We start from the raw sequence: 12,497 nt of genomic DNA on the forward strand, positions 1-12,497 counted from the left end.
ATGTGAGGCGCCGTCACTTTGCTTGGTCTGGTCGGCGGATTTTGATGATTTTCAGGCGGTTTCGTCGGTCTGCAAGCGCGAAGACTACTCGCTTATATTGTCCGTCTATTCTTGCTGTCGGATCTTATTCTAGCGCGTGGTGGTCGAAAATTACGCGAAACGGCGTCCCAAATCGGGACTTTTAACCATAAAATCAAGCTAATAAATCTCATCATTAAGAATTTGTTGATTTTCTTTCATTTTCGCGCGAATGATCAATACATAGAAATAAAGCACTCCCTATACGGGGTGCGCCGATACCCCATGATGCTCAGGTCCGCCGCATCTCCTGGGTCGTGGGGTCGGTCGGTCGGCAAGCAACACCTGCGGTTCCTCGTGCCGCGTTGCCTGTTGACCGACCCCCTTTCGCAAAACGCCGTCCTCTCCGTTGAAACGGGCAGGGCGGCGTTTTCATTTGTGCTCTCTAGTCGACTGGCTGCGGCCGTATCGCAGACAACAAAAAAGCGCGCAGCCTGGTGGCGCGCGCTTTTAAGCGGTCTACAGGATCAAGAAATTACTTGATCTTGGTTTCCTTGAACTCGACGTGCTTGCGAGCAATCGGGTCGTACTTGGTCTTCGTCATCTTGTCCGTCATCGTACGGCTGTTCTTCGTCGTGACGTAGAAAGAACCTGTGTCGGCTGTCGACAGCAGCTTGATCTTGATTGTTGTAGCCTTGGCCATGGTCGTCCTGCCTTTAATGAAATGAAAGCCGTTGGAATCCGTTTAGGCGCCTCGGCTAATTCTGGCGCGAAACTACGAATCTAGCTTGAAAAGTCAACCCCGCTTTCGAATGAAAAGCAGTCTGCCCGCCGAAAGCACTGCATAAACGCCGAAGAAGCCCGCAATCGCCCAGGCAAAGCCGTTGTTTCCGGCCACATCGATGGCCGCGCCGATGACTTGCGGACCCGCAACGGTGCCGACGGCATAACAGAAGACGAAGGCGGCATTGGCGGCGGCAAGGTCCGAGCCGGTCAGGCGCGAGCCCAGATGGCTCAATCCGACCGTATAAAGCCCGGCCACGCAGCCGCCCCAAAAGAGCAGGACGCCGGCCATCAGCACCCAGCTGTGCGAGAGCACGGGCAGCATCAGCGAGCCGATCAGGCCCATGAAGGCCATGCCGGCAAGCAAGGGGCGCTTGTCCTTCATCTTGTCGGACAGCATGCCCACAGGGATCTGGAAGATCATGTTGCCGATCCCCATGACCGTCAGCAGAAGGGCTGCCTGCGTCTCGGTGAAGGCGGCGCGCACCGCGTAGATCGGAAACAGTGCCAGTCCGCCGGCTTCCACCGCGCCGAAAATAAAGACGGCGGCCGTGGCGCTCGGCACTAGGAAGACATAGCGCATGAAATGCAGCTCCGGCTTCTCTTCGAGCACCGGGCTTTCATGGCGCGCGACAAAGATCGGGATGGCCGCCATCAAGATGGCGCAGGCGCCGACGGCGAAGGGCAGGATGCCGTCGCTGCCGAGAACGGAGAAGAGCAGGGGGCCCGCCGCGAAGCCGAGTGAGAGCACAGTCGCATAGATACCCAACACGAAACCGCGTTTCGATGGCGGCGAGGCGGCGTTGATCCAGAACTCGGAGAGAATGAAGAGTGTGGTCGTGGCGCCGTGAAAAGCGAAGCGCAGCGGGAACCACATCCAGAAGTCCTGCGCATAGTAGAAGCTGACAGCGCTGATTGCCGAAACCACCACCGCCCAAAGCATCGTCTGCGCCACGCCATAGGCATGGGCGAGCTTCGTCGTGATCGGCGCGGCCACCATCGCCGCGACGCCGGCCATCGCCGTATTGAGACCGATCAGGGTCGAGGGGATGCCGCGCTTCTCAAGGATAATGCTCAGAAGTGGCAATCCCAGCCCGATCGCAATGCCGACCGCTGAGATCGACGAAACGGCGGCTACCAGAGACGGCCAATGGATCTCTTCGACATCGCCCGGTGTGCCGTTTCGCGGCTGAGACATATATCCACCCCTACAGAACTGCTGCGCACAAACGCGACCCGAAAGCCACATCTGCCCCCATGGTCATACCAGCCTCAGATGACGGGCCAGACCCAGATGACGTGTGTGCTTTACTAGATGAACAAGGTTGGCTGCAATGATCTGATTGCGGTGGACGAGATTCAGTCAAATAAGCCTACCATCGCGCAAGTTGACATCGTGCCTGAAACAGAGTTCGCAGCACATCCGGCGCTGCTACACGCCAAATATGTCGTGACGGTGAAGGTTCAAGGAAAGTCTTCAGCCTTGATGTCGGCGGCCGGGGATTTCGTACTGATCCTGCTCGTCGCTGTGCCCGCCGAAACCATGCATCTTCAGCGCCCACTGCAGCCCGATGACCCCGCCCTTGATCGGCTGGATGATCAGCAGGGTGGCGAGCAGCGTCAGCGGCGTCCAGATGGCGAAGGTGAGCCAGAGCGGCATCGGCCAGATCAGATCGGTCATCATGTAGCCCGCGATGATCACGTGGCCGACGATGACGATGGTGATGTAGGGCGGCAGGTCGTCGGCGCGATGGTGATGCATGGCCTCGCCACAGGCCGCACAATTGTCCACCGGCTTCAGATAGGCGCGGAACAGCTTGCCGCTGCCGCAGGCAGGGCAGCGGCCGAGAAGGCCGCGCTTGATCGATTGACCGAGCGGGCGCTTGGCTTCATCGACATCGCCGTATTGGATCGCCTGGCCGTTCGAGGTGGTCGTCATGACTGCACTTCCTTCCCGGCGTCCTAAAACGCCTATCGACGCCCTCTCGGGGGTCTTGTCCCGGCCTGCTTGCGCGCGCGGCTTGCGTCGCGGCGGCCGCCCTTGTGGAATGAACGCACGGCGGTGGGCATCTTGCGCCCCTCGCTCACCATCTCGAACCGAAGCGCGCCGGCCAGCGGAATGGCTTCCACCAGCTTGACCTTGACACTGTCTCCCAGGCGGTAGCCGAGGCCGGTTTTCTCACCGGATAGTGCCTGATGCGCCTCATCATAGATGAAGTAGTCCATTCCCAGTGTAGATATAGGAATGAAGCCGTCCGCTCCATAGTCCGGCAGGGCGACAAATAGTCCCGATTTCGTCACACCTCCCACGCGTCCATCGAATTCCTCGCCGATACGGCCGGCTAGATGATGGGCGATGAGGCGGTCGACCGTTTCGCGTTCGGCGGCCATGGCGCGGCGCTCGAAGGTGGAGATCTCGGCTGCGATATCGTCGAGAGCGGCTTCCTCATCCGGTGTGATCCCGCCTTCGCCGAAGCCGAGCGAACCGACGAGCGCACGATGCACGATCAAGTCGGCATAGCGGCGGATCGGCGAGGTGAAGTGCGCGTACTTCATCAGGTTCAGGCCGAAGTGCCCGATATTCTCGGGGCTGTAGATCGCCTGGCTCTGCGAGCGCAGCACCATCTCGTTGACCATCGTCTGGTGCGGCGTGTCCTCGGCCTTGGCGAGAATGCCGTTGAAGTTGTTGGCGCGCATGTTGCCGCCCTTGGCGAGCGAAATGCCGAGCGTCGCCAGGAACTCGCGCAGGATTTCCTGCTTGGAGAGCGACGGGCCGTCGTGCACGCGATAGATCAGCGGCTGCTTCTTCTTTTCCAGCGTCTCGGCGGCCGCGACGTTGGCCTGGATCATCATTTCTTCGATCAGCTTGTGCGCATCGAGGCGCGGCGGCACGACGACGCGGTCGACGGTGCCGTCGGGCTTCAGCTGGATCTTGCGCTCGGGCATGTCGAGTTCCAGCGGCTGCCGGCGCTCACGGCCACGCTTCATCACCTCATAGGCATGCCACAGCGGCTTCAGGATCGGCTCCAGCAGCGGCCCGGCCTTGTCGTCGGGATTGCCGTCGATCGCGGCCTGTGCCTGCTGGTAGGAGAGCTTTGCAGCACTCTTCATCATCACGCGGTGGAAGGTATGCCCGGCCTTGCGGCCTTCCTTCGAGAAGGTCATGCGCACGGCCAGCGCCGGCCGGTCCTGTCCCTCGCGCAGCGAGCAGAGATCGTTGGAAATCCGCTCCGGCAGCATCGGGACGACGCGGTCGGGGAAGTAGACCGAGTTGCCGCGCTTCAGCGCCTCGCGGTCGAGCGGCGAGTTCGGGCGGACGTAATAGGAGACATCGGCGATCGCCACGGTAACGATCACGCCGCCTTCATTGTCGGGCGAGGGGTCGTGCTCGGCATAGACGGCGTCGTCATGGTCCTTGGCATCGGCAGGGTCGATGGTGATGAGCGGCACGTCGCGCCAGTCCTCGCGGTGCGACATGGTCGCCGGCTTGGCGTCATCCGCCTCGGCAACCACGGCCGGCGGGAAGATATAGGGGATGCCATGGGCGTGGATGGCGATCATCGAGATCGCCTTTTCCGAAGCGACAGAACCGACGATCGACAGCACCTTGGCGCGCGGCAGTCCGAAGCTGCGCAGGCGCGCGACTTCGACCTCGACCAGATCGCCGTCCTTGGCGTCGCCCTTGTCATCGGGGTCGATCAGCATTTCCTCGCCGCGCCGCTCGATCGGTAACAGCCGCCCGCCGCCGCCAGGCGCATCCTTGAAGACGCCGAGCAGCGCGCCGCGGCGCTTGTCGAGGATCTTGATGATGCGCGCCGTATAGGCCGGGCCGCCGCGGTCGGTGGCGGCGAAGATCTTCGCGAGAATGCGGTCGCCCATGCCGGCGACGGGCGCCTTGCCCTTGCCGTTGCGGCCGGCAGGCGAGGAGGACTGCCGGATGGAGACGGCAGGCGCGACGCCCATCTCATCCGACCATTCCGCCGGACGGCCGATCAGTCCGCCGTCCTTGTCGCGGGTGGTGATGTCGAGCACGGTGACCGGCGGCAAAGCGCCGGGACGGATCAGCGACTTGCGCGTCTTTTGCAGCATGCCTTCCTGCTCGAGATCGCGCAGCAGGTGCTTTAGCTCGACGCGGCTGTCGCCCTTCAGTCCGAAGGCCTTGGCAAGTTCGCGCTTGGAAGCCTTCTGCGGATGATCGGCGATGAAGCGCAGGATCACTTCGCGCGACGGAAGCGCGCCGTGCTGGATGTTGAGTGGCTCGACGGCGGGCGCCCTGCTGGAGCGTCCCGTCTTGTCGGGACGCTTGCCCATGCCCTTTGGTTCCCGCGGAATTCTGGTCACTCTTCGCTCTTTTTCTTCTTTGCGGGTGCTGTAGCTTTCTTGGCGGGCGCCTTGGCTTTTGCCTTTGGCTTGGCGGCTGCCTTTGCAGGCTTCTCGTCATCGCTCGCCGCAGCCTTGGCCTTCGCTTTCGGCTTCGCCTTGCTCTTGGCAGCAGGCGCCTTGCCAGCCTTTGCGGTGATGAGCGCCACGGCTTCCTCGACGGTCAGCGCCTGCGGATCGGTGCCCTTGGGCAGCGTTGCGTTGACCTTGCCCCAATTGACATAGGGGCCGTACTTGCCGTCGCGCACGGTGATCGCGCCGCCGCCATCGGGATGCTCGCCGAGCTCCTTCAGGGCAGCCGCTGCCGTGCGACCGCGTCCGCCCGGACCCTTGGCGGCCTTCTCGGCGATCACGGTGACGGCGCGGTTGAGGCCGATGCTGAAGACATCCTCGACGGTCTCGAGATTGGCATATCCGCCGTCATGCAGCAGGAACGGTCCATAACGGCCGATGCCGGCCGAGATCATCTTGCCCGATTCCGGATGCTTGCCGATATCGCGCGGCAGCGAAATCAGCGCCATCGCCTTTTCATAGTCGATATCCTCGGGCTTCCAGCCCTTCGGCAGCGAGGAGCGCTTGGCCTCCTTGCCGTCGCCACGCTGGACGTAAGGTCCGAAGCGGCCGGAGCGCAGCGTCAGTTCTTCGCCGGTCACAGGATCGGTGCCGAGCGCCTTCGGCTCGTTCAGTGCAGCACCCTCGGCCTCCGCGCCGCCCTCGGAAGAAAGCTGGCGCGTGTAATTGCACTCGGGATAGTTCGAGCAACCGACGAAGGCGCCGTACTTGCCGAGCTTCAGCGACAGGTTGCCCGTGCCGCAGACCTGGCAGATCCGGGGGTCGCTGCCGTCCTCGCGCTTCGGAAACACCAGCGGCGCCAAGGATTCGTTCAGCGAATCGAGAACGTTGGTGACGCGCAGTTCCTTGGTGTCTTCGATCTGCGCGAAGAAATCCTTCCAGAAGTCGCGCAGAACCTGCTTCCAGTTCAGCTCGCCTGCGGAAATCCGGTCGAGCTTCTCTTCCAGATCAGCCGTGAAGTCGTATTCGACATACTTGGTGAAGAAGCCTTCGAGGAAGGCCGTCACCAGCCGGCCCTTGGAGTGCGGGATCAGCTTGCGCTTGTCGATGATGACATATTCGCGGTCGCGAAGGGTCGCGAGCGTCGCGGCGTAAGTGGACGGGCGGCCGATGCCGAGCTCTTCCATCTTCTTGATCAGCGACGCTTCCGAGTAGCGCGGCGGCGGTTCGGTGAAGTGCTGGCTCGAATTGATCTTCTGCTTGGCGAGGTTTTCGCGCGCATTGATCTCCGGCAGGCGACCATCCTCGTCGCCGTCGTCGCTCTGCTCGCCGTCTTCCTTCTGGTCCGTATAGGCGGCGATGAAGCCGTCGAAGCGGATGACGGAGCCAACTGCGCGCAGTCCGGCCTTCTCGCCGTTGTTGTCGGCGATAATCTCGGCGGTCGTGCGCTCGATCTCGGCCGATGCCATCTGGCTGGCGATGCCGCGCTTCCAGATCAGGTCGTAGAGCTTGAGCTGGTCGGCGTCGAGATACTGGCGAACCTTGTCCGGCGAGCGGTTGAAGTCCGTCGGGCGGATGGCTTCGTGGGCTTCCTGGGCGTTCTTCGCCTTCGTGGAATAGAAGCGCGCCTTCTCCGGCAGGTAGCGCTGGCCGAACTGGTCGACGATGGCGCCACGCGCCGCGTCGATCGCCTCGGGCGCCATCTGCACACCGTCGGTACGCATATAGGTGATCAGACCGACCGTCTCGCCGCCGATGTCGAAGCCCTCATAGAGCTTCTGTGCCACCTGCATGGTGCGCGATGCCGAGAAGCCGAGCTTCGAGGAAGCGGCCTGCTGCAGCGTGGAGGTTGTGAAGGGTGGTCCCGGGTTGCGCTTGACGGGCTTGGCCTCGACGGTATCGACGACGTAGGACGCGCCTTCGAGCAGCGCCTTCAGCTTGCCGGCCTCGTCGCCGTTGCCGATCGAACGTGCCTGCAACCGCTTGCCATTCGCCGCAACCAGCTTGGCTTCGAACTCGTCACCGCGCGGTGTCTTCAGCAGCGCCGAGATGTTCCAATATTCCTCGGAGACGAAACGCTCGATCTCGGATTCGCGGTCGCAGACGAGGCGAAGCGCCACCGACTGCACGCGTCCCGCCGAGCGGGCGCCGGGCAGCTTGCGCCAGAGAACCGGCGAAAGATTGAAGCCGACGAGATAGTCCAGTGCGCGGCGCGCCAGATAGGCGTCGACCAGCGGCACGTCGATATCGCGCGGCTCGGCCATTGCGTCGAGCACGGCCTTCTTGGTGATCGCGTTGAACACCACGCGCTTGACGGTCTTGCCGCCGAGCACGCGCTTCTTGTTCAGCATATCGAGCACATGCCAGGAGATCGCTTCGCCTTCGCGATCAGGGTCGGTTGCGAGGAACAGGCCGTCGGAGGACTTCACCGCGTCGGCGATGTCCTTCATACGCTTGGCCGAGGCCCCATCGACCTCCCACAGCATTTCGAAATCCTGGTCGGGCAGCACGGAGCCGTCCTTGGCGGGGAGATCGCGGACGTGGCCAAAGGAGGCGAGCACCTTGTATCCGGGTCCCAGATACTTGTTGATCGTCTTGGCCTTCGAGGGCGATTCCACCACTACAACATTCATGATGATTCTCTAAAAATGGATGCCAGCCGGCCTATATCAGGGCAGAGGACCTGCCGTGTCACGGTCGCCGGTTCTCCGACATGGACAGGGAATTCGTTTCGGTCAAGTACTTTGAGTGCATTTTTACGCATTGCAACGCGTTGCAACCAAAAGACGATATTCCGCATATTGCAATTTCTGATTATTGCGATATCGTTTTTCGCGTGTGGTTCAGGCTGCGACGATCAACCCTTCCCAATTGGGGCGCGAGTGCTTTCATGACGGCTAAGTACGCAAAGAAGGACACCGGCCGATCCGGCTCCCGCGAGAACATTGCCTTCATCCGCCAGATGCTCGCCGAGTTGCGTCAAGTGGCGGAAAAGGAAAAGGCCGACATGCTCTGCTATCTGATCGAGATGGCATATGTCGAAGCCGGCGATCTCCAGGCTCGTATGTAAGTGGCCCGGATGTAACCCGCTCATATGTAAGTCGTCACACCTCCATTGCAATGGACACCATGCCGCCGGGGTGCCGGTGCAGTCGCCCGGCGATGTCGAGCTCCAGCAGCACGAGATAGACGGCCGAGGCGCTGAGCTCCGTATGCCGGATGATATCGTCGATTTCGACAGGCGTTGGCCCGAGCGCATCTACGATGCGCGCCCTGTCGGTCTCATCCGGCGGCAGCAGCGACGATCCGCCGCCGCGTTCTGGCTCCTCGGCAAGCGGCGCAGTAAACAGGTCGAGCTGCGATAGCGGCGCAAGCGCGCTGATCACGTCATCGGGCGCGGTAACGATCATCGCGCCGTCCTTCAGCAAGCTGTTTGTGCCGTGGCATCGCGGATCGAGCGGCGAGCCGGGAACCGCGAAGACCAGCCTGCCGAACTCGCCGGCGAGCCGCGCGGTGATCAGGGAGCCCGATCGCGTCGCTGCCTCCACCACCACAGTCCCAAGTGAAATGCCGGCGATCAGCCTGTTGCGCCTCGGAAAGTCACGCGCGCGCGGCTCCCAGCCGAACGGCATTTCGCTGACGGCAAGACCGTTGCCGTTCCAGATTTCCTCAAGCAGCCCGGCGTTTTCGGGAGGGTAGGGCTGATCCAGCCCGCCAGCCATGGCGGCGATCGTGCCGGTGTCTAGGCTGGCTCGGTGGGCGGCCGTGTCGATGCCACGAGCAAGACCGGAGATAACAGCATAGCCGACACGTCCGCATTCTCTCGCGATCATCGCCGCGAACTTCGCGCCTGATATCGAGGCGTTGCGCGAGCCGACGATGCCGATGGCAGGCTGGGCGGTCGCCGCGAGATTGCCTTTCACCGCGAGCAGAGGCGGCGCCCCGTCGATCTGCTTCAGCGCCTGCGGATATTCCGGCTCACCGATGCCGACAAAGCGCGCGCCAAACCTGTGCGCCGCATCGAGCTCCTTCAGCGCTTCGCTCTCGGTGGCGATCCGGATCGCGCGTGTCGCGCCGCCACGCGCCGAAAGGCCGGGCAGGGCGGCAAGCGCTGCTTCCGCGGAACCGAAATGATTGATGAGATCGCGAAAGGTGGCCGGGCCGACATTGTCGGAGCGGATGAGACGCAACCAGGCAATCCTTTGCCTGTCCGTCAGCGCAATTCCTTTTGGCCTTGCGCTGCGTGCGTCCATCTATCCTATCCCTTTGCCCCGATCTTGCTTTCCGTGCCGCTGATGAGGCGGCTGATATTGGCCTTGTGCTTCCAGTAGGAGATCACGGTCATGATCGCCATGATCGCTGCAACCTTCTCTGCACCCAGTATCCACAATGCAACCGGAATGACAAGCATTGCAACCAGTGCGGAAAGAGAAGAATAACGGGTCAGGAATGCAACGCCGAGCCAGACCGCCGCGAAGCCAAGAACCATCAGCGGTGCGACGCCGAGAAGCGTGCCGATATAGGTCGCGACGCCCTTGCCGCCCTTGAAGCCGATCCAGACCGGGAAGAGGTGGCCGATGAAGGCGAAGAAGCCGGCGATCACAGCGGCTTCCGGGCCGAAGAAATAAGAGACGATCCACGCCGCCGCCGATGCCTTCAGCGCATCCAGCAGCAGCGTCGCTGCCGCCAGCTTCTTGTTGCCGGTCCGCAGAACGTTGGTGGCGCCTATATTGCCCGAACCGATGCTGCGCACGTCGCCAAGGCCGGCAGTGCGCGTCAGGATAAGCCCGAACGGAATGGAGCCCAGCAGATAGCCGATGGCGGCCGCCGCCAGCGCGATTTGCCAGGTGATCTGCCACGTCATGAGATCAGCGCCCATGTTCCCCCACTTGTCTTCTTATAATGTATGCACGCACTGGCCGGCGACATAGGTCGCGACTGCACGTCCGCTGAAGCGCGCGTCTTCGAACGGCGTGTTCTTCGACCGCGAGAGAAGCATGTCCTTGGCGACAATCCAAGGCTCTTCGAGATCGATCAGCACGATATCCGCCTTGGCGCCGGGCTTCAGCGTACCGGCATCAAGACCGAAGATCTGCGCCGGCCTCGTCGACATGGCATCGATCAGGCGCATCAGCGTCACATGCCCGCTGTGGTGCAGGCGAAGGGCGGCCGCCAGCATGGTCTCGAGCCCTACGGCACCGTCGGCAGCCTCGCCAAAGGGCAGGCGCTTGGTGTCGACGTCCTGCGGGTCGTGCGAGGAGACGATGATGTCGATCGCCCCGCGCGCCAGCGCATCCACCATCGCCACGCGATCGTCCTCGGAGCGCAGCGGCGGATAGAGCTTGAAGAAGGTGCGGTACTCGCCGATGTCGTTTTCGTTGAGCGCCAGATTGTTGATCGAGATGCCGCAGGTAACCGTCGCGCCACGGCTCTTCGCCAGCTCGATCGCCTCGACGGATTCGGGCACCGAGATCATCGCGGCGTGATACTTGCCGCGTGTCAGCTTGGCGATGCGCAGGTCGCGCTCCAGCGGGATGAGTTCTGTCTCGCGCGGGATGCCGCTGAGGCCGAGCCAGCTTGCAAACAGCCCCTCGTTCATGACGCCGCCGGCGGCCAGATGCTGGTCGCGTGTTTCGCAAGAGATCACCGCGCCGAATTCGCGCGCATAGGTCATCACCCGGCGCAGCACCTGCGCGTCGTGGATGCTGGAGCGGCCGTCGGTGAAGGCCACCGCGCCTGCTTCCATCAGCATGCCGATCTCGCTCATCTCCTCGCCGGCGAGACCCTTGGTGATCGCCGCTGCTGGATAGACGTTGACCAGCGCCTTGTCGCGGGCGGTCTTCTTCACGAATTCGACCAGCGCGATGTCGTCGATCACCGGATCGGTATCGGGCATCATGATGATCGAGGTCACGCCGCCTGCGGCAGCGGCCCGGCTGGCGGATTCGATCGTTTCGCGATGCTCAGCCCCAGGTTCGCCGATATGGACGCGCGCATCCACGAGGCCGGGCGCCGCGACAAGCCCGTTGCAATCACGCACCGTCGCGCCTGCGGGCACGGCCTCGTTCAGCGCATCCTTGCCGGAAGCCACGATCACGCCGTCCTTGACGACGATCGCGCCGACCTCGTCCAGATTGCGAGAGGGGTCGATGATGCGAACGTTCTTGAAGACGATCGAGTTGCTCATGCGCCGGCTCCTTCGCTGCGGGGACCCTGGTTCTGCGAGATCAGCAGCGTTTCCATGACAGCCATGCGTACGGCGACACCCATTTCGACCTGTTCGGCGATCACGCTCTGCGGCCCGTCCGCGACCTCGGAGGCGATTTCCACCCCGCGGTTCATCGGTCCAGGGTGCATGACCAACGCATCTTCCTTCGCCGCCTTCAGCGTTTCCGCGTCGAGACCATAGAAGTGGAAATATTCCCGCACCGACGGCACGAAGGCACCGGACATGCGCTCGCGCTGTAGCCGGAGCATCATCACGACGTCGGCATCCTTCAGGCCTTCCTTCATCGAGTGGAAGACCTCGACGCCCATGTCCGCGATCCCAGCCGGAAGCAGCGTGGCCGGTGCCACGACTCGAACCCTGGCACCCATGGCGTTGAGAAGCAGGATGTTGGAGCGCGCCACGCGCGAGTGCAGCACGTCGCCGCAGATGGCGACGATGATGCGCGAGAGCTTGCCCTTGGCGCGGCGGATCGTCAGCGCGTCAAGCAGCGCCTGCGTCGGATGCTCGTGCTGGCCGTCGCCGGCATTGACCACCGAGCAGGAGACCTTCTGCGCGAGAAGCGCTGCGGCGCCCGCGCTCGAGTGCCGGATGACCAGCACGTCAGGGCGCATCGCATTCAGCGTCATCGCCGTGTCGATCAGCGTTTCGCCCTTCTTCACCGAGGAATTGCCGACCGACATGTTCATCACGTCGGCGCCTAGGCGCTTGCCGGCGAGCTCGAAGGAGGCCTGCGTGCGGGTGGATGCTTCGAAAAACAGATTGATCTGCGTCAGTCCCCTGAGGGTCGACGTCTTTTTCTCTCGCTGTCGACTGATCTTGACGGCCTCGTCGGCCTTGTCGAGGAGAAAGGTGATATCCTGCTCTGTGAGCCCTTTGATACCGATGAGGTGGCGGTGGGGAAAGAAGACCATGAACCTGCCTCTATGCTGTCGTCAGCGGCTCTATAAAGAGTGCGTGCGGCGGCGGCAAGCATGCGCTGTGGGCAAACCGCGCTCTCCCCCTGCAATTTTGTCGCAATTGGGCTAAAGCACAAGGAGTGCCAAACTTCCGGTTTCCCTTTGCCCGCCTCATACTC

The 12,497-nt window shown here is 62.5% G+C and carries 10 protein-coding genes; 1 reads left to right on the top strand and 9 read right to left on the bottom strand.

Annotated elements, in window-relative coordinates:
* Positions 1-553: 553 nt before the first annotated feature.
* The 5 genes from rpmG to topA form a co-directional block, all read right to left on the bottom strand.
* Positions 554-721, bottom strand: coding sequence for a 50S ribosomal protein L33 (gene rpmG / locus ACIQUB_RS05575; RefSeq protein WP_018900182.1), 168 nt, complete (start codon positions 719-721; stop codon positions 554-556).
* A gap of 93 nt (positions 722-814) precedes the next feature.
* The gene (locus tag ACIQUB_RS05580; protein WP_018900181.1) at positions 815-1,999 is read right to left on the bottom strand and encodes an MFS transporter; all 1,185 of its coding nucleotides are present in this window, start codon (positions 1,997-1,999) and stop codon (positions 815-817) included.
* Positions 2,000-2,278: 279 nt separating this feature from the next.
* A complete protein-coding gene (locus ACIQUB_RS05585; RefSeq protein WP_018900179.1) occupies positions 2,279-2,740 on the bottom strand; it encodes a DUF983 domain-containing protein in 462 nt (153 codons plus the stop codon).
* A 32-nt stretch (positions 2,741-2,772) separates the two neighbouring features.
* A complete protein-coding gene (gene rnr, locus ACIQUB_RS05590) occupies positions 2,773-5,142 on the bottom strand; it encodes a ribonuclease R (RefSeq protein WP_047510009.1) in 2,370 nt (789 codons plus the stop codon).
* Positions 5,139-7,826: a type I DNA topoisomerase gene (gene topA / locus ACIQUB_RS05595; protein ID WP_113237083.1), complete on the bottom strand. Its 2,688-nt coding sequence runs from the start codon at positions 7,824-7,826 to the stop codon at positions 5,139-5,141. Before topA ends, rnr begins: the two co-directional genes overlap by 4 nt.
* A gap of 257 nt (positions 7,827-8,083) precedes the next feature.
* Between topA and ACIQUB_RS05600 the strand changes: the two genes are divergently transcribed.
* The gene (locus ACIQUB_RS05600) at positions 8,084-8,263 is read left to right on the top strand and encodes a hypothetical protein (RefSeq protein WP_018900176.1); all 180 of its coding nucleotides are present in this window, start codon (positions 8,084-8,086) and stop codon (positions 8,261-8,263) included.
* Positions 8,264-8,297: 34 nt separating this feature from the next.
* Here the strand turns inward: ACIQUB_RS05600 and dprA are convergent, their stop codons facing one another.
* The 4 genes from dprA to ACIQUB_RS05620 are packed head-to-tail and all read right to left on the bottom strand — an operon-like array spanning position 8,298 to position 12,333.
* Positions 8,298-9,446, bottom strand: a complete 1,149-nt coding sequence (gene dprA, locus ACIQUB_RS05605) for a DNA-processing protein DprA (RefSeq protein WP_113237084.1) — start codon at positions 9,444-9,446, stop codon at positions 8,298-8,300.
* Positions 9,447-9,451: 5 nt separating this feature from the next.
* The gene (gene plsY, locus ACIQUB_RS05610) at positions 9,452-10,072 is read right to left on the bottom strand and encodes a glycerol-3-phosphate 1-O-acyltransferase PlsY (RefSeq protein WP_113237085.1); all 621 of its coding nucleotides are present in this window, start codon (positions 10,070-10,072) and stop codon (positions 9,452-9,454) included.
* A gap of 18 nt (positions 10,073-10,090) precedes the next feature.
* Positions 10,091-11,380, bottom strand: coding sequence for a dihydroorotase (locus ACIQUB_RS05615; RefSeq protein WP_113237086.1), 1,290 nt, complete (start codon positions 11,378-11,380; stop codon positions 10,091-10,093).
* Positions 11,377-12,333, bottom strand: coding sequence for an aspartate carbamoyltransferase catalytic subunit (locus ACIQUB_RS05620; protein ID WP_018900172.1), 957 nt, complete (start codon positions 12,331-12,333; stop codon positions 11,377-11,379). Before ACIQUB_RS05620 ends, ACIQUB_RS05615 begins: the two co-directional genes overlap by 4 nt.
* Positions 12,334-12,497: the final 164 nt, after the last annotated feature.

It is taken from the genome of Rhizobium sp. NPDC090275 (genome assembly GCF_044772225.1).
Taxonomy (GTDB): Bacteria; Pseudomonadota; Alphaproteobacteria; order Rhizobiales; family Rhizobiaceae; genus Rhizobium.

Bases quoted from the DNA above. Each gene is read 5' to 3' on its own strand.
- rpmG (WP_018900182.1), bottom strand. From the start codon at position 721: ATGGCCAAGGCTACAACAATCAAGATCAAGCTGCTGTCGACAGCCGAC.
- ACIQUB_RS05580 (WP_018900181.1), bottom strand. From the start codon at position 1,999: ATGTCTCAGCCGCGAAACGGCACACCGGGCGATGTCGAAGAGATCCAT.
- ACIQUB_RS05585 (WP_018900179.1), bottom strand. From the start codon at position 2,740: ATGACGACCACCTCGAACGGCCAGGCGATCCAATACGGCGATGTCGAT.
- topA (WP_113237083.1), bottom strand. From the start codon at position 7,826: ATGAATGTTGTAGTGGTGGAATCGCCCTCGAAGGCCAAGACGATCAAC.
- ACIQUB_RS05600 (WP_018900176.1), top strand. From the start codon at position 8,084: ATGACGGCTAAGTACGCAAAGAAGGACACCGGCCGATCCGGCTCCCGC.
- dprA (WP_113237084.1), bottom strand. From the start codon at position 9,446: ATGGACGCACGCAGCGCAAGGCCAAAAGGAATTGCGCTGACGGACAGG.
- plsY (WP_113237085.1), bottom strand. From the start codon at position 10,072: ATGGGCGCTGATCTCATGACGTGGCAGATCACCTGGCAAATCGCGCTG.
- ACIQUB_RS05615 (WP_113237086.1), bottom strand. From the start codon at position 11,380: ATGAGCAACTCGATCGTCTTCAAGAACGTTCGCATCATCGACCCCTCT.
- ACIQUB_RS05620 (WP_018900172.1), bottom strand. From the start codon at position 12,333: ATGGTCTTCTTTCCCCACCGCCACCTCATCGGTATCAAAGGGCTCACA.